The sequence below is a fragment of the uncultured Pseudoflavonifractor sp. genome (genome assembly GCF_944387275.1).
Taxonomy (GTDB): Bacteria; Bacillota; Clostridia; order Oscillospirales; family Oscillospiraceae; genus Pseudoflavonifractor; species Pseudoflavonifractor intestinihominis.
The window spans coordinates 1-16886 of the sequence record NZ_CALXEG010000008.1; the positions used below are offsets into that span (position 1 = coordinate 1).

11 protein-coding genes are annotated in these 16886 nt (G+C 66.0%); 5 read left to right on the plus strand and 6 right to left on the minus strand.

What is annotated here, in order from left to right; genetic code table 11:
- The 3 genes from ssnA to Q0K23_RS03345 all read left to right on the plus strand — a co-directional run.
- On the plus strand, positions 1-966 hold a 966-nt coding region (gene ssnA / locus Q0K23_RS03335), incomplete at its 5' end, for a putative aminohydrolase SsnA (RefSeq protein WP_294517851.1).
- A 64-nt stretch (positions 967-1030) separates the two neighbouring features.
- Positions 1031-4027: a putative selenate reductase subunit YgfK gene (ygfK, locus tag Q0K23_RS03340; RefSeq protein ID WP_294517853.1), complete on the plus strand. Its 2997-nt coding sequence runs from the start codon at positions 1031-1033 to the stop codon at positions 4025-4027.
- A 111-nt stretch (positions 4028-4138) separates the two neighbouring features.
- Positions 4139-4822, plus strand: coding sequence for a YitT family protein (locus Q0K23_RS03345; RefSeq protein WP_294517855.1), 684 nt, complete (start codon positions 4139-4141; stop codon positions 4820-4822).
- 85 nt (positions 4823-4907) lie between these two features.
- Here Q0K23_RS03345 and Q0K23_RS03350 read toward each other — a convergent pair whose 3' ends face one another.
- The 5 genes from Q0K23_RS03350 to ftsH all read right to left on the minus strand — a co-directional run bounded on the left by Q0K23_RS03350 (position 4908) and on the right by ftsH (position 12373).
- The gene (locus Q0K23_RS03350; protein ID WP_294517857.1) at positions 4908-7265 is read right to left on the minus strand and encodes a M56 family metallopeptidase; all 2358 of its coding nucleotides are present in this window, start codon (positions 7263-7265) and stop codon (positions 4908-4910) included.
- Positions 7262-7639: a BlaI/MecI/CopY family transcriptional regulator gene (locus Q0K23_RS03355; RefSeq protein WP_294517860.1), complete on the minus strand. Its 378-nt coding sequence runs from the start codon at positions 7637-7639 to the stop codon at positions 7262-7264. Before Q0K23_RS03355 ends, Q0K23_RS03350 begins: the two co-directional genes overlap by 4 nt.
- Positions 7640-7760: 121 nt before the next feature.
- The gene (locus Q0K23_RS03360; protein WP_294517862.1) at positions 7761-8765 is read right to left on the minus strand and encodes an ATP-binding protein; all 1005 of its coding nucleotides are present in this window, start codon (positions 8763-8765) and stop codon (positions 7761-7763) included.
- Between the two features lie 3 nt (positions 8766-8768).
- Positions 8769-9752 carry a DnaD domain protein gene (locus Q0K23_RS03365; protein WP_294517864.1) on the minus strand — a complete coding sequence of 328 codons (984 nt, stop codon included), beginning with the start codon at positions 9750-9752 and terminating at the stop codon, positions 8769-8771.
- Between the two features lie 407 nt (positions 9753-10159).
- Entirely contained in the window at positions 10160-12373 is a 2214-nt protein-coding gene (gene ftsH, locus Q0K23_RS03370) for an ATP-dependent zinc metalloprotease FtsH (protein WP_294517865.1), read from the minus strand.
- 285 nt (positions 12374-12658) lie between these two features.
- Here ftsH and rlmB point away from each other — a divergent pair, with 285 nt between their 5' ends.
- Together rlmB and Q0K23_RS03380 are read left to right on the plus strand one after the other, a co-directional pair.
- On the plus strand, positions 12659-13435 hold the full coding sequence (rlmB, locus tag Q0K23_RS03375; protein WP_294517866.1) for a 23S rRNA (guanosine(2251)-2'-O)-methyltransferase RlmB: 777 nt from the start codon (positions 12659-12661) through the stop codon (positions 13433-13435).
- 45 nt (positions 13436-13480) lie between these two features.
- Positions 13481-15730: a hypothetical protein gene (locus Q0K23_RS03380; RefSeq protein ID WP_294517868.1), complete on the plus strand. Its 2250-nt coding sequence runs from the start codon at positions 13481-13483 to the stop codon at positions 15728-15730.
- A 55-nt stretch (positions 15731-15785) separates the two neighbouring features.
- Here the strand turns inward: Q0K23_RS03380 and Q0K23_RS03385 are convergent, their stop codons facing one another.
- The gene (locus Q0K23_RS03385; RefSeq protein ID WP_294517869.1) at positions 15786-16877 is read right to left on the minus strand and encodes a hypothetical protein; all 1092 of its coding nucleotides are present in this window, start codon (positions 16875-16877) and stop codon (positions 15786-15788) included.
- Positions 16878-16886 lie beyond the last annotated feature (9 nt).

Here is a 16886-nt window from a genome sequence, read left to right on the forward strand (position 1 = left end):
TTTGACCACCACGCCTCCTTCTGCGAGATCCCCGGCTCCCTGTTCGCCATCAAGGACGTGTGCCAGGAGCTGGGCATGCGGGCCTGCCTGTGCTATGAGGTCTCCGACCGGGACGGCCAGGAGAAGTGCGACCAGGCCATCCGGGAGAACGCCGACTTTGCCAAGTGGGCCAAGGAGGCCGACGACGACATGATCAAGGCCATGTTCGGCGGCCACGCCCTGTTCACCCTGTCGGACAAGACCTTTGAGAAGATGGTGGAGGCCAACGACGGCATGACCGGCTTCCACATCCACGTGGCCGAGGGCATGAACGACGTGTACGACTCCCTGCGCAACTACGGCTGCCGCCCTGTGAACCGCCTCCTGAACCACGGCATCCTGGGCGAGCGCACCATCCTGGGCCACTGCATCCACATCAACCCCGCCGAGATGGACATCATCAAGGAGACGGGCACCATGGTGGTCAACAACCCCGAGTCCAACATGGGCAACGCGGTGGGCTGCTCCCCGGTGCTCCAGATGATGGCCAAGGGCATCACCGTGGGCATGGGCACCGACGCCTACACCCACGACATGCTGGAGAGCCTGAAGGTGTTCCTCATCATCCAGCGGCACAACGCCTGCCTGCCCAACGTGGCCTGGTGCGAGGATATGGACATGCTCTTCAAAAACAACGCGGCCATCGGCGCCAAGTACTTCAAGAAGCCCCTGGGCGTCCTCAAGCCGGGCGCCGCCGCCGACGTCATCGTCATGGACTACAAGCCCTTCACCCCCTTCTCCGACGAGAACATCGACGGCCACATGCTCTTCGGCATGATGGGCAAGAACTGCCGCACCACCATCATCAACGGCAAGGTGCTCTACAAGGACCGGGAGTTCGTGGGGATCGATGAAGACAAGATCAACGCCTGGACCATGGAGCAGTCCAAGAAGCTGTGGGGCGAGCTGAACCACCGCACCTACTGAATTCCAGCCAACTCCGACAACAAACTGTAATATAAGCCTTTGTGAATCACTGGAGGTTTTCACTATGAGCGACATTATGCGCCCCATTCCCTTTGCCCAGCTGATGACCTGGGTGCTGGAGGAGTACCAGAAGCAGGGCAGCGTGTTCGGCGTGTCCAAGCTGGTGCGCCACGAGAACGGCCAGGCCCTGCCCATCTTCGACGAGAAGATCGAGTCCCCCTACGGCCCCGCCGCCGGCCCCCACACCCAGCTGGCCCAGAATATCATCGCCGCCTACGCCGCCGGCTGCCGGTTCTTTGAGCTGAAGACCGTCCAGGTCATGGATGGCGAGGAGCTGAGCAAGTGCGTGCCCAAGCCCTGCATCACCGCCGGGGACGAGTGCTACAACTGCGAGTGGTCCACCGAGCTGACCGTGCCCCAGGCCTACGCCGAGTACGTCAAGGCCTGGTTCGCCTGCAAGCTGATGGCCAGGGAGCTGGGTCTGGGCGACCCGGACGGCTTCGTGTTCAACATGTCCGTGGGCTACGACCTGGAGGGCATCAAGAGCCCCAAGGTGGACGCCTACATCGAGGGCATGAAGGACGCCTCCGGCTCCGCCGTGTGGGCCGAGTGCATGGACTGGGCCCTGGCCAATCTGGGCAAGTTCCAGAAGGTGGACGAGGCCTATGTGAAGGCCATCTCCCCGGTGGTGTCCCGCTCCATCACCGAGTCCACCCTCCACGGCTGCCCCCCCGACGAGATCGAGCGCATCGCCACCTACCTCATCACCGAGAAGGGGCTCAACACCTACATCAAGTGCAACCCCACCCTGCTGGGCTACGAGTACGCCCGCAAGCGGCTGGACAGCCTGGGCTTCGACTACATCGTCTTTGACGACCACCACTTTGTGGAGGACCTCCAGTGGGCCGACGCGGTGCCCATGCTGCGCCGTCTCATCGCCCTGTGCAAGGAGCGGGGCCTGGAGTTCGGCGTGAAGCTGACCAACACCTTCCCCGTGGACGTGGCCGCCGGCGAGCTGCCCAGCCAGGAGATGTACATGTCGGGCCGGTCCCTGTTCCCCCTGACCATTGCCCTGGCCGCCCGCATCTCCAACGAGTTTGACGGCAAGCTGCGCATCTCCTACTCCGGCGGCGCCGACTACACCAACATCAAGGACCTGTTCGACGCGGGCATCTGGCCCATCACCATGGCCACCACCATCCTCAAGCCCGGCGGCTATCAGCGCCTGAGCCAGATCGGAGAGCTGCTGATGGACTGCGGCAGCGCCCCCTTCACCGGCGTGGACGTGGCCAAGGTCAACGCCCTGAGCGACAACGTGCCCGTCAACCCCCACTACCGCAAGCCCATTAAGCCCCTGCCCAACCGGAAGAACGGCAGGCAGGTGCCCCTGGTGGACTGCTTCGACGCGGGCTGCCGCACCGGCTGCCCCATCCACCAGGACATCCCCGCCTACCTGATGCGGGCCGGTGAGGGCAAGTACGCCGAGGCCCTGGAGATTATCCTCCGCCGCAACGCCCTGCCCTTCATCACCGGCACCATCTGCCCCCACCACTGCGGGGACAAGTGCATGCGCAACTACTACGAGAGCGCCGTGGACATCCGGGGCGTGAAGCTCAAGTGCGCCACCGAGGCCATGGCCCAGGTGCTGCCCACCCTGAAGCCCGCCGCCCCCCAGAGCGGCAAGAAGGTGGCCGTTGTGGGCGGCGGCCCCGCCGGCATCGCCGCGGCCTTCTTCCTGGCCCGGGAGGGCGTGGCCGTCACCGTCTTCGAGCGCAAGGAGTCCCTGGGCGGCATCGTCCGCCACGTGATCCCCGCCTTCCGCATCGGGGACGACGCTATTGACGCCGACATCGCCCTGGCCAAGGCCATGGGCGCCCAGTTCCAGACCGGCGTGGAAATTTCCTCCGCCCAGAGCCTGTTCGACCAGGGCTTCACCCACGTCATCTTCGCCACCGGCGCGTGGAAGCCGGGCGACGCCCGCCTCCAGTACGGCCAGGCCATGAACGTTATCGCCTTCCTGGAGCAGGCCAAAAAGGCCCCCGACACCCTGAAGCTGGGCGCCAACGTGGTGGTGGTGGGCGGCGGCAACACCGCCATGGACGCCGCCCGTGCCGCCAAGCGTATCCCCGGCGTGGAGAACGTCCGTCTGGTGTACCGCCGCGACCAGCGGAACATGCCCGCCGACGAGGAAGAGCTCCACATGGCCATGGACGACGGCGTGGAGTTCCTGGAGCTGCTGGCCCCTGTGGGCGTGAAGGACGGCGTGCTCACCTGCTCCGTTATGGAGCTGGGGGACCGGGACGCCTCCGGCCGCCGCAGCCCGGTGGACACCGGCCGCACCGTTGAGGTGCCCGCCGATACCGTCATCACCGCCGTGGGCGAGCATGTGGACGACGCCCTGTTTGCCGCCAACGGCGTGGCTCTGGACAAGAAGGGCCGCCCCGTGGTCAATGAGACCATGGCCACCGGCGTGGCCAACGTGTACGCCGTGGGCGACGCCCGCCGGGGCCCCGCCACTGTGGTGGAGGCCATTGCCGACGCCACCGCCGCCGCCCAGGCCATCGCCGGCATGAACCCCGACCTGGATGTGGACAAGAACGTCCACCCCAACTACAACAAGCCCCTGTCCAAGCACGGGGACCTGCGCACTGAGACCACCTGCCCCGACACCCGCTGCCTGGGCTGCTCCACCGTGTGCGAGACCTGTACCGAGGTGTGCCCCAACCGGGCCAACATCGCCATCGCGGTGCCCGGCAAGCGGATGCGGCAGATCATCCACGTGGACGGCATGTGCAACGAGTGCGGCAACTGCGCCATCTTCTGCCCCTACGACAGCCGGCCCTATAAGGACAAGTTCACCCTGTTCTGGAGCCGGGAGGACTTTGACAACAGCACCAACGACGGCTGGCTGCCTCACGGCGACGGCTCCGGCGTGTGCACCGTCCGTCTGGGCGGCGCGGTGAAGGAGTACAACGTCACCGACCCCGCCTGCGGCCTGTATGAGGACCTGCGGCAGCTGATCCTGGCCGTGCGCAAGGACTACGGCTATCTTGTGAAGTAAGAACAAACGCGCAACCCAATTCAGGGGCTCTGGGCGTCTGCGGCCCAGAGCCCCTCTTCCAGGCGTCCTTTCCAATCCCGGGCAAAAATGACAAAAATGAGGCGAGACATCATGTCAAAAACCGAGACCTGCAAGCGTTACCTCATGTTCCTGGCGGGCGTGCTGGTGTGCGCCACCGGAATTTCCTTCATCACCCGGGCCGGACTGGGCACCTCCCCCATCTCCTCCACTCCCTTTGTCCTCAGCCTGATCACGCCCCCTGTCACCGTGGCGGGACACACGGTGACCATCACCATGGGGGTGTACACCTTTGCGTTCAATATGCTCTTTCTGGTGGGCGAGGCGCTGCTGGTGCGGCGCTTTACCTGGAAGCAGGCCCTCCAGATCCCCGCAACCCTCCTCTTCAGCCTGTGTATGGATGTGGCTCTCTCCCTCATCCCTACCCAGTACGGCGGCCCCTATCCCATGAGCGTGCTCTATCTGGCCATCGGCTGCGTGGTCATGGCCCTGGGCATCACCCTGGAGGTGCTGGCCGACGTGATCATGCTCCCCGGCGAGGCCTTTGTCCGGGCCCTGAGCCGGAAGAGCAAGGGCCAGTTCGGCAATGTGAAGGTGCTGGTGGACAGCTCCCTCACGGTCATTGCCGTGGTCATCGCCCTCTTTGCCTTCCACAAGCTCAACGGCGTCCGGGAGGGCACCGTGGTCTCCGCCCTGCTGGTGGGCCAGCTGGTGAAGCTCTTCACCAAAAAGCTGTCCTTTCTGAAGAAGCTGTTTGGGGACACACAGAGCGCATAAACGTTTAAAATCCAGGCATTTTTTGAGGGGACACAGCAAGGCCGTGGCCGCTGCACTTGCAGCGGCCACGGCCTTTTTATCGGGTTCAGCCGGTGAAGCCTCCGTTGCTCACCCAGTTGTCCCCCTGCTTCTCCATGCCCCGGAACAGCCCCCAGCCATACCAGCCGGTATAGGGGCCGTCCTCAATCTCCCAGAGGCCGCTGCCCGCCTGATAGGGGGTGCGCTCCAGGTCGGTCACCCGGATGGCCAGCACCTGGGTAAAGACAAAGCTGTCCCCCACCCCCGGCTCGGGGGCGTAGTAGTCATCGGGGCCAGGCAGGTTCGCGCTGTACACCTGGGCGTCCAGCACCGCATACTGGCTGTCCGGCTCCAGATTCCGCAGGTTCTCCGCCAGCTGCTCGCTCCACACCCGGGCCACCAGGGCAAAGTCCTGATGGGCCGGGTCGTCATCCACCGGCGGAATATCGTACTTGTCTCTTGCCTCCTCCAGCATCTCGGGCGTGACAGCAAAGGCAAGGGCCGCTTCAAATTCGGCGCTGTCATACCACCCCCGGGCCTGCGCGCCCGCGTCGTACTCCTGGCCGTCGGACTGAGCGTAGTACCAGATATCCCTGCCGCCGGTGTGCCGGCGGACCAGTCCGCTGCCCTGGTAGAATTTCAGGTAGTCCCCGTCATCGCCGATGGCGGGCCGGCTGACGGCGTCGGCCGGTTCGCTGGCCGCGCTGAGGTAGATGGCCGCGTCACATTCCGGCTCCTCCGCTGGGGCGTCGGCATAACTCCAATTCTGCCAATCCAGGCTAATATTGAGGTAATACGGGTCAGCCGTGGCGGTCCTGACCGTGTTTTCTCCGCCGCTGTGCCGCTCCAGCGTCAGGACGGCAGTGCTGCCCTCGGGCAGCAATTCCTCCAGCACCTGCTCAATGTCTGTGGAGGCGGCAGGCTTGGTGCCGGTTTCCCGGCTTCCGCCCCGGTCGGCCAGGTAGTCGCTGCTCTCCCTGCCGCTGAAGCCGCTCACATGGAACGTATCCTCAACAAAATTTATCAGCACCCAATGGCTCTCTAGGTCGGCCCAGGAACTGCCGGTGCTGCCCGTCTCGTCAGCCTGTGCCTGGCACTGGGCGTAGAACTCCTCAGCGGGCAGGTCGGTGTCGGGCAGGACAAAGTGCCGCTCCCCCTGGTCGTCGTACCACCGCTCCACGCACCAGATACCCCCTTCGCCCTGGGTCACGGGCTGGGCCAGGACAATGGTATAGGCCCGGGCGGTGCTCTCGTCAAATTCCGAGCCGTCGGTGGGGGCGTCGGGGTAGTAGGTCACGTCCCGGTGGATGCCGGTATAACTGAAATCGTCCACCAACACGGCGGAGTTGTCCGGAGTCCCCGTCTCCGTGGGGGACGGGCTGGGGCTCTGAATGTCTCCGGTGGGGGAGGGCTCAGGGGTCTCCTGGGGCTGTGCGCCGGTGAAGGTACACCCCACCGCCACCGCCACAACGACCAGGGCTGCCGCCAGCACCCCCGCCGCCCGTCTAGGCTTCTTTGCAATGAGGGCGATCCGCTCCCGCAGCCCTCTGGCCCCCGAGGACATGGTAGTGGCCGTCCGCAGCAGCTCGGTGGGGTTGGCCCCGGTGGTCACCAGGGACAGCAGGGTGCGGCCGTAGGCCGTCCGCTCCTCCTCACCCAGCAGCCTGATGGCCCCCTCGTCGCAGGACAGCTCGCAGTCCCGCCGGGACAGCACCGCCGCCAGCCACACCAGGGGGTTGAACCAGTAGAGGGCCAGGCAGAGGCACCGCACCAGGGCCCAGAACTGGTCGCCCTGGCGGCGGTGGGTCAGCTCATGGGCCAGAATGTGCTTTAGTCCAGGCCCCTCGGTGGAGCAGTCCGGGGTCAGGTAGATGCCGGGCCGAACCAGTCCGGACAGACAGGGGGACGGCGCACCAGCGGACACATACACCGGCAGGGGACAGCCCACACCGGCCAGAGGCCGGGCAGAGCGCACCAGCCTGCGCCGGAACATCAGATTGCTCAACAGGAACCAGCCGCCCACCACGACTGCGCCCGCCAGCCGCACCCAGCGGAGGACCGCGCCCAGGTCAACGCCCGGCTCCGTGGGCTGAATCTGGGTTGTATCCCCGGTCTGGGGCTGGGACGGCGCATTTACCGTGCCGGTCTGGGGCGTGGCGTTCCCTCCGGTGACGTTCTGGATTTGCCCTGTCCCGGCGGGGAACTGCTGCTCTGTGCGGCTAATATGGATGGTCTCCGTCACCGGCTCCACCGCGTTCATCACGCTCACCGGGCTGCTGACCAGGCTTACCGGCACCAGCAGCCGGACTGCCACCAGCAGCCACAGGGCGTACTGTACCCGCTGGCTGATTTTCCCCCGCAGCACCAGCCGCAGCAGGGCGATGACCACGATGAGCACCGACGAGGTCACCAGGATTTCCGTCATGTCTGCTCCTCCTCTCCCTGGTCCAGCAGAGCCTGGAGCTCCTTCAGCTCCTCCCTGGAGATGCGGCGGTTTTGCAGCAGGGTACTCACCATGAGGCCCACGCTGCCGTGGTACACCCGGGAGAGCAGAGACTCGGTCTCCGCCGCGGCGGCCTCCTCCCGGGCCACGGCGGGGTAGAACACCTTGGCCCGCCCCGCCTGCTCTGCCTTAATGAGGCCCTTGTCCTCCATCCGGCGCACCACTGTGGACACCGTGCTCTTGGCCCATCCGGCGCTCTCACCCAGGGCCCGCACCAGCTCCATCAGGGTGGCCGGCGCTTTCCAGAGCTCCTCCATCACCCGCCACTCTCCGGCGGACAGATTGACCCGCTCCATACGATTTCCCCCTTTTGGTCTACTCTTGTAACCCTAATGTACCATATCGGTCTACACATGTCAACCACTCAGGCAGCAAAAAACGCGCTCCGGCAGAAATTCTGCCGGAGCGCGGCCATGCTCAGCTCTTCTGCTTGCGCAGCAGGCGGATGTCCTCCCCGAAGAAGGGGAGCACCCGGTATTCCCCTTCCAGCCGTGAGGCGATCTGGGGGGCATACCGCCGCCGCACGTCCTCCATGGACAGGTTGGAGGATATGACGGTCCGCCGGTCGGCGGTGAGGCGGCTGTTGATGAGGGTGTACAGTGCGGACTGGACAAAGGGTGTGGTCATCTCGCTGCCCAGGTCGTCCAGGATCAGCAGATCGCAGGACAGGTAGCGCCGGGTCTCGTCCCGGGCCTCCCGGGTGTCCTCGGCGTCCCGGGAGAACTTTCTGTCCTCAAACCGGGAGAAGATATTCACCGCCGTATCGTACACCACGGAGAACCCGTTCTCCGACACGGTGCGGGCGATGCAGGCGGACAGGAAGGTCTTGCCCAGCCCCGGCGCACCGGAGAGGAACAGGTTGTTGAAGTAGAAGCGGCCAAACTTCTGGGCGTAGTTGAGGCAGATCTCGTAGACCATCTCCATGTTCTCCCGGGGGGAGATGCCGCTGCCCCGCCAGGGGGAGGGGGAGTACACGTCCAGGGAGAAGGTGTCGAAGGACTGCTCCCCCAGGTCCAGCAGCTTGGACAGCTCCTTGATCTGCTCCTGGGCGCACAGGTTTTTCAGGCACTGGCACATGACCGCCCCACGCCAGCCAGTGTCGTTGCACTTGGGGCAGGCGGGCTTGTCGTCCAGGGCGTCGGCGGGGTAGCCGTGGGCCACCAGCAGCTCGCCCCGCTCGGCCTGGAGATCCAGGTTCTTGTCCCGCACCGCCCCGATGGCGGGCACCGGGTCGCTGCCCTGCCGGAGGGAGGCGGCGATGATGTCCACGATGGTGCGGCGCAGCTGCCGGTCGATCTCGGCCACCCGGGGGATGGCGGCGTAGATCTCCCGCCTGCGGGCGTTCTGCTGTTCCTCCCGGCGGCGGCGCCGGTCCTCCAGCCGCTCAGTGGCCCGGCGGAGCACGTTCTGTTCATAGGCCATGGCTCAGTTCCCTCCCTGTTCCGACTTCTGGCGGGCCAGAAAGTCCTTCATCCACTGGATGTCGTCGGTCATATGGCCCGCGTCCCGGTCGGAACCCGGCCCGGCAGGGGCGGGAGCGTTGGGCACAGTCCCCTGGGGTCGCACAGGCGCCGCGTCCCCGGTCTCGATCTCCGCGGGGGTGTGGAGCCCCTTCTGGTGCCAGGACCGGAGGATGGAGTTCATATAGGGCCAGCTCATGGTCTGCTTTTTCAGCACCGTCCGCTCGTAGGCCATGCGGATGGCCTCGTCCCCAAAGCCCATGTCGGTCCAGGCGGCGATATACTTCCGCTCACCGTCCACCGCCGGGCGGCCGGTGATGCCCAGCAGGGAGAGCACCTGGCCCTCCCGGGTGCGCAGCTCTGCCTGCCGCTTGATGTAGGCGTCGGCGGCCTGGTCGGTGTCCACCCCCAGACGGCGCCACACAAAGGCCTCCTTGCGGATCTGGCTCATGCGGGGCTTGCGGCCGGGGCCGTATTTCCGCTCCATCTCCTCCACGCACCAGCTCACCAGCAGGCAGATCACCTCCGCCGGCAGGGCCAGGAAGTCGTAGAGGGTGTAGAGGGTCTTCAGGTCGGCGGTGGACAGGATCTTGCCCAGCCGCCGCTGGACCTCCCCCACCAGAGCGGGGAAGGAGGAATTTTGGTCCTCCAGCTCCCGGGCGATGTCCTCGGCGGTGTACTCCGGGGGCTCCTCCTGCTGGGGCTGGGGCGCGGCCTGGGGCATGGCGGGGGCCAGGCCCTTGCCGGAGAGCACGTCCCAGGCGGTAGTCAGCCGCCCGCCGTCCCAGCGGAGGGCATTGCCCGCCTCCTCCAGAGAGGCGGCGCCGTTTTTCCGCAGCAGCCAGAGGTAGAGCAGGGCCGCGTCTCCGCTGCCCGACGCGATGAGCCGGTCCGCCGCCTCGGCGGGCATGGCCACCACCCCGCCGGGAAGAAACAGATTCGCCGCCATGCAATCACCTCCAGAGAAAGCTTGTCCAATCAGGTATCCTTTATTGTACATGAAAAGGGCGGGAAGGTAAACAGGGAATCTGCGTCGCCCTCTTTTGCGTTCCGCCCAGAACAGACAGAGGCCGGACCACACGGCCCGGCCTTTCAGGCTGCCGAAAAAGTCTCTGGACTTTTTCAGTAGCCTTCAAAAATGCCGTTACTTTTGTACCGCACAGCGGCACAAAAGTCCTCGCTCTGCTCGCCGCAAGCCTTGCATGGCAAGGCATTGCGGGGCATTCGATTCCATTCGAGGCGGGCGGCTGCCCCTTCGAGCTCCCCCGCCCCAACCAAGGTAAGCGCTTTTGTACGAAGGCTTTTCAATAAGCTGAGAGGCCGGGCCACACGGCCCGGCCTCTGAAGCGTACGGTATCAGTGGGGCAGCTCCCCGTCTCCGCCGGAGCGGGGCTTGCCCTCGGGGGGAATCTGGCTGTTCCCGGCGGAGCTGTCCTCCGTCTCCCCGGGCATGGGGATCACGTCGGGGGTCTTGACCTCCTTGGCGGCCCGGCGGGCCTCCTCCCGCTCCAGCATGGCGGCATAATTGTCCGCCTGGGACGGGTCCCGGCCCTCCAGGATGGCGATCATCTCCGCGCCGGTGATGGTCTCCTTCTCCAGCAGGTAGGCCACCACCTTGTCCATGTCCTCCCGGTTATCCTTGATGACCTGGACGGCCTGGCGGTAGCACTCCTCCAGGATGTCGTGGACGGCGGCGTCCACGTCGGCGGCGGTGTTCTGGGCGCAGTCCATGCCGTATCCGCCGTCCAGATACTGGCTGCGGCGGGAGGCCAGGCCCATCATGCCGAAGCGGTCGCTCATGCCGTACAGGGTGACCATGCTGCGGGCCACGCTGGTGGCGTCCTGGATGTCCTGGGACGCGCCGTTGGTCATGGTGTTGAGCACCACCTGCTCGGCGGCACGGCCGCCCATGGACACGGTGATCTTGGCCAGCAGCTCATCCCGGGTGCGCAACTCGGTCTTGTCCTCCTCAGGCATGAGGAGGGTGTAGCCCAGAGCACCCTGGGTGTGGGGCACGATGGTGATCTTCTGCACCGGCTCGGAGTTCTTCTGCTTGTAGGCCACCATGGCGTGGCCCACCTCGTGGTAGGCCACCAGCTTCTTCTCGAACTCGGTGAGCACGGAATTTTTCTTCTCGCTGCCGGCGATGACGAACTCGAAGGAGGCCAGCAGGTCCTCCTGGGTCACCAGCCTCCGGCCGTGGCGCACCGCCCGGAGGGCGGCCTCGTTCACCAGGTTGGCCAGGTCGGCGCCCACGCACCCGGCGGTGGCCAGGGCGATCTTCTTCAGGTCCACGTCCTCGGCCAGCTTGATCTTCCGGGTGTGCACCTGGAGGGTGGCCAGGCGGCCGGCCAGGTTGGGCCGGTCGATGGTGATGCGCCGGTCGAAGCGGCCCGGCCGCAGCAGGGCCTTGTCCAGCACCTCGGGCCGGTTGGTGGCGCCCAGGACGATGATGCCCTTGCCGGGGTCAAAGCCGTCCAGCTCGGCCAGCAGCTGGTTCAGGGTCTGCTCCCGCTCGTCGTTGCCGCCCATGCGGTTGTCGCGGGACTTGCCGATGGTGTCGATCTCGTCGATGAAGATGATGCAGGGGGCCATCTTGGCGGCCTCTTTGAACAGGTCCCGGACCCGGGCCGCGCCCATGCCCACGAACATCTCCACGAAGTCGGAGCCGCTGATGGAGAAGAAGGGCACTCCCGCCTCGCCGGCCACCGCCTTGGCCAGCAGGGTCTTGCCGGTGCCCGGCGGGCCCACCAGCAGGGCGCCCTTGGGCAGCTTGGCGCCGATCTCGGTGTACTTCTGGGGGTTGTGGAGGAAGTCGATGATCTCCACCAGGCTCTCCTTGGCCTCGTCCTGGCCGGCCACATCCTTGAAGGTGACGCCGGTCTTTTTCTCCACGTACACCTTGGCGTTGGCCTTGCCCACGCCGCCCAGGCCGCCGCCGCCCATCTTGCTGGACATGAAGCGGAACAGGAACACCATGGCCACCACCATGATGATAAAGGGCAGGACCATCTGCACCAGGGCGCTGAGGATGACGGTGCTGCTGCTGACCACGGCGGTGCCGTACTCCACGCCGTGCTCATCCAGCAGGTCGATGATGGAGAAGTCGTTGAAGGGGGGTGCGGTGACCGCCGAGGTGTAGGCGCCCGTCTGCTGGGTCAGCAGGGCCAGGCCGCCCACCTGCTGGGTCAGCTGATTGCCGGTGCTCTGGCTGTCACTGGTCTGGGGGGGCGTCCAGTCCTCCGCCGGGGCCTCCCCGGTGGTCAGGTCGATGATGGTCACGTCCCCGTCCTTGGTCTTCTGGACCGCGCCCAGGCCGTTCTTCAGGTCAATGACCAGCTGGTTGCTCTGGACGTCCACGCTCTCCACGTAGTCCTGCCGCACCCACTCCCGGAAGGTGGAGTAGGGGATCTCCACGTGGTCCGACCCCTCGAAGAGGGAGAAGGCGGACTGGAGCAGCAGCGTCAGAATCAGCGCCCAGAGGATGATGGAGATGAGCCCCACAAGATTTTTCTTGTTGTTGGGGCCTCCGCCGTTTTGGTTGTTGCGTTTCTGGTTATCGGGCTTCAACACTTTGCCCTCCTTGTTCTCAGAATCCCGAACCGGCAAAGGCCGGAAAATCAGGATATTTCTTAGTGGAAACTGTCTTTCATTTTACCACAGACAACTATGAATTACAAGGAAGCCCCCGGCGGAAAGCTGTAAACTTTCTATGAAGGGTAGGGTTCGCGGCGGGAATTTTCCCCCTGACGGACGGCGTTTTTTTCATCCGGCGGGGATTTTTGTCTTTTTCTCTACAGTGGAATGTGCTATACTGTCTCTATCTATGGACTGAACAGAAAGGCTGGACATGCCATGCGAGAGCAGAAGGACCGCAGAAGAGAGCCGGAGGCCGAGGCCGACGGCATGATCGAGGGCCGCAACGCGGTCATGGAGGCCCTCCGGGCGGGTACGCCCATCGACAAGATTTTCCTGGCCAGGGGTGAGACCGATGCCACCCTGGGCCATATCGCCTCCACGGCCCGGGACAAGGGCATCGTGGTGGTGGAGGCCGACCGGCGGAAGCTGGACGGCATGAGCCGTACCCACGCCCACCAGGGGGTGGTGGCCATAGCCGCCGTGCGGGAGTACGCCACCGTGGACGACATCCTCAACGCCGCCCGGGAGAAGGGGGAGCCCCCTCTCATCGTGGTGTGCGACGAGTTGAGCGACCCCCACAACCTGGGCGCGGTCATCCGCACCGCCGAGTGCGCCGGAGCCCACGGGGTCATCATCCCCAAGCGGCGCTCCGCCGGGCTCACCGCCGTGGTGGCCAAGACCTCGGCGGGCGCGGTGTCCTACGTGCCGGTGGCCCGGGTGCCCAACCTGACCGCCCTGCTCAAGGAGCTCAAGGACGAGGGCCTGTGGATCTTCGGCACCGCCGCCGACGGGGACACCAACCTCTACGACGCCGACCTGAAGGGCCCCGCCGCCATTATCATCGGCAGCGAGGGGGACGGCATGGGCCGTCTGGTGTCCCAGCAGTGCGACTTCAAGGTCAGCATCCCCATGAAGGGCAGGCTCAACTCCCTCAACGCCAGCGCCGCGGCGGCCATTCTGCTGTACGAGGCGGTGCGCCAGCGGGGGCTGTAACCCCGCCCTGCCCCAACCACACCCCAGAAAAAGGACGAAGGCCCTATGCCGAAGGATCGGGACGACGAACTGAATAGACATGGCGGTCCCACGCCGGAATTCACCCTGGAGGAGATTTTGGCCGAGTACCGGGACCGCCGTGAGAGCGGCCTGGACGACGACACCATCCCCCTGCCCGTCATTCCCCAGCAGGACCTGCCCCCGGAGCACCGGGCAGGCCGGCGGAAGGAGGCGGGCAACAACGTGGTGCGCTTTCCCGGCCGGCGGCTCCGCCCCGCGCCCCAGCCGGAGGAGGACGGGGACGACGAGCCTGTGACCCCCTTCCCCGGCAAGAACCAGGCGCACGGCCGGACCGGCCAGCCGGAAGAACCGGAAGAGCCGGAGGAGGAGGCGCCGGAAGAGGACGACTCCGCCCCAGCGCCCGGCGACGGCGATGGGGACGGGGACAGCGCAGAGGAGAAGTCCTTTTTCTCCGCCAAGCTGGACGCCCTGCGCCGGAAGGCCGACGAGTACGCCGACCACATGTTCGAGGAGGAGGGCATCGAGAACGACGAGGAGGTCCGCCGGGCGGAGCAGTATCTCCCCGGCGTGGACCGGGAGGAGGAGCGCCCTCCCTTCCGCATCCGCCCGCCCCGGCGGGTCATCCCTCCCGCCCCCGACATCCCCCCGGCGGAGCTGTTCAAGCGGTACGGCCGGGGCCTCAAGTTCCTGCGGATGCGCACCACCATGGTGCTGCTGCTGTCCCTGCCCCTGCTCTACCTGACCCTGGCCCCCTTCTTCGGCCTGCCTCTGCCCGGCATGCTCTCCAGCTCCTATGAGCTCCAGGTGTACACCCTGGCGGGCATGCTGGGGGTGGCCATGCTGCTGGGCATCGACGTGCTGCTGCGGGGGCTGTTCCACCTGCTGCGGCTCCAGATGGGCATGGACACCCTGGTGTCCTTCTCCTGCATTGCCACCCTGGCCGACGCCCTCACCATGATCTCCCTGGGCGGCCGGGAGGGCCAGCTGCCCTACTGCGCCGTGTCCGCCCTGGCCCTGGGCCTGACCATGTGGGGCACGGTGCTCAAGCTCCAGGGCCAGCGCAGCGCCTGCCGCACCGCCGCCTCGGCCCACGAGCCCTATCTGGTCACCCTGGACCCGGGCAAGTGGAACGGCCGGGAGGCCTATACCAAGTGGTCGGGGGAGCCTGCGGGCTTCGGCAGCCAGATCCAGGGGGCCGACGGCGCCCAGCGGATCTTCCGTATCACTTCCCCCCTGCTCTTTATCGCCGCGTTTCTCTTCTCCATCCTGTCCTCCCTGGGCCGGCAGCGGCCTGAGCTCATCCTCTGGTGCCTGTCCGCCACCCTGACGGCGGCCGCCTCCTTTTCGGCGGCGCTGTGCTTCGGCATGCCCTGGAACAGCCTGTGCCGCCGCCTGTCCGGCGTGGGCGCGGCCATCGCGGGCTGGGACGGCGTGGCCGGCGGCAACGGCGCGGGCATCCTCCTCACCGACGCCGACCTCTTCCCCCCGGGAGCCGTGGCCCTCAACGGCATCAAGATCTTCGGCAATTTCTCCGTGGAGAAGGTGGTGGCCGTCACCGCCACCCTGATCCGGGACTCGGGCAGCGGCCTGGACAAGATCTTTCACGACCTGCTCCGCTCCCAGGGGGCCATCTACCGCCGCTGTTCCGCCTTCGAGCGGTGCGAGGGCGGCCTGTCCGCCGACATCCGGGGGGAGCAGATCCTGGTGGGCTCGGCGGCCTTCATGCACCTGATGGAGGTGGCCCTGCCCCAGGGCCTCAACGTGAAGAACGCGGTGTTCTGCGCCATCGACGGGGAGCTGGCCGGGCTGTTCGCCCTGAACTACAACCTCCACGGCGCGGTGCGGCCCGCCCTCACCGCCCTGATCCGCAACAAGATCGGCCCGGTGCTGTGCACCCGGGACTTCAACCTGATTCCCGCCATGCTCCGCCAGCGGTTCAAGCTGCCGGTGGAGAAGATGGAGTTCCCCGAGATGGCCCGGCGGACCGAGCTGTCCGACCCGGACCAGGAGCACAGCGACACCCTGTGCGCCGTCCTCTGCCGGGAGGGGCTGGGCCCCTTCTCCGAGGCGGTGGTGGGGGGCCGCAGGCTGCGGCAGGCGGTTCGGGGCAGCGCGGCCCTGGCCTCCGTGGGCTCGGCCATCGGCGTGCTGCTGGCCTTCTACCTCACCTTCGGGGAGTCCTACGCCTCCCTCTCCCCTGCCAACCTGCTGATCTTCATGGTCATGTGGCTGGTGCCCACCCTGCTCATCTCGGGCTGGGTGAACCGGTATTGATAGGCAAAAAAGTCCCCTGCAATCCGCTCAGTGCGGCTTGCAGGGGACTTTGCTGTCAGGACAGGCCCAGGCAGGCCCGGATATCCGACCGGATGGACACCATCTCGGGGTAGTCGAAGAAGAAATTCAGCTTCTGCTCCCACACCGCGTCCCCCGGCCGGGGCTCGTCCTGGAGGACAAAATAGGTGAAGCTCTCGGCGATGTCCTCCGAGGGATTGGTGGCGGCGTAGCTGGTGACAAAGTCGTCCTCATGGCGGAGGAAAAATTTGTAGCTCTCCGGGTCGGACAGGCGGTCGTCCAGGTACCCGGTCCAGAACTGCTGGTAGAAGTCGTCCAGATAGGACCCCTCCCGGCACACCATGCCCGCCTCGTTGTAGGTGGAGGCGGTCTGCCGGGTGGTGTACTTCACCTGCTGGGCGTTGAGCGTCAGGTAGTGGCTGTACTCATGGATCACCGTCTCGGTGAAGGTCTGGCCGTCTCCTGCGTCCACCGGGTCCACGGCGATCTCCCACTTGGTGCCCTCGTCGTCCGCCTGCTGGACATAGGCCAGGGTCTCGTCCGGCCCGTCGGTGAACACGATGAAGCGGGTGAAGTCCTCCCAGGCGTCCCGGGGCAGGATGGTCTTCATCTCCTCCCACAGGGCCTGATAGTCCGCCTCGGTGTACCCGCTCTGGCCGGCGGCGGCAGCGGCTGCGCCGTCCTCGGCCCGGAGGCCTCCGTCCGGCGTGATGGCAAAGGCGGCCAGGGTCCTGGACTCCAGGTCCTCCGGCGGGGCCCAGGAGCCCGCCTCCCCGATGTAGCGGCCGGTGTACTCCTCATAGAGGCCGTTGAGTTTGTCCACAAGCCGCTGCTCCTGGGTGGATTTCTCCCACTCGTCCTTGGCCAGCCGCTCCTGGCGCAGGGGCCAGAGCTGCTCCATCAAGTCCATGCAGGCGTTATACTCCTCCTCCGTCACCTTTCCGGACAGCAGGCCCAGCTGGGCCTCCAGCATCTCCCGGGCGGCGGCGGTCTCCTCTTCTGTCAGTTCCCGGGCCCGTCCGCCCAAGCCGGCAAAGCCGCCGGCGGCGACGGTCTCCTTTCCGCAGCCGGTCAGGAGCAGCAGGGTGAGTACCAGGGCCATCAGGCCGAAACGTCTGAATTTATGCACAAAAAATAC

Excerpts from the sequence above, each read along its gene's own strand:
- ygfK (WP_294517853.1), top strand. The coding sequence starts at position 1,031 with ATGAGCGACATTATGCGCCCCATTCCCTTTGCCCAGCTGATGACCTGG.
- Q0K23_RS03345 (WP_294517855.1), top strand. The coding sequence starts at position 4,139 with ATGTCAAAAACCGAGACCTGCAAGCGTTACCTCATGTTCCTGGCGGGC.
- Q0K23_RS03350 (WP_294517857.1), bottom strand. The coding sequence starts at position 7,265 with ATGACGGAAATCCTGGTGACCTCGTCGGTGCTCATCGTGGTCATCGCC.
- Q0K23_RS03355 (WP_294517860.1), bottom strand. The coding sequence starts at position 7,639 with ATGGAGCGGGTCAATCTGTCCGCCGGAGAGTGGCGGGTGATGGAGGAG.
- Q0K23_RS03360 (WP_294517862.1), bottom strand. The coding sequence starts at position 8,765 with ATGGCCTATGAACAGAACGTGCTCCGCCGGGCCACTGAGCGGCTGGAG.
- Q0K23_RS03365 (WP_294517864.1), bottom strand. The coding sequence starts at position 9,752 with ATGGCGGCGAATCTGTTTCTTCCCGGCGGGGTGGTGGCCATGCCCGCC.
- rlmB (WP_294517866.1), top strand. The coding sequence starts at position 12,659 with ATGCGAGAGCAGAAGGACCGCAGAAGAGAGCCGGAGGCCGAGGCCGAC.
- Q0K23_RS03380 (WP_294517868.1), top strand. The coding sequence starts at position 13,481 with ATGCCGAAGGATCGGGACGACGAACTGAATAGACATGGCGGTCCCACG.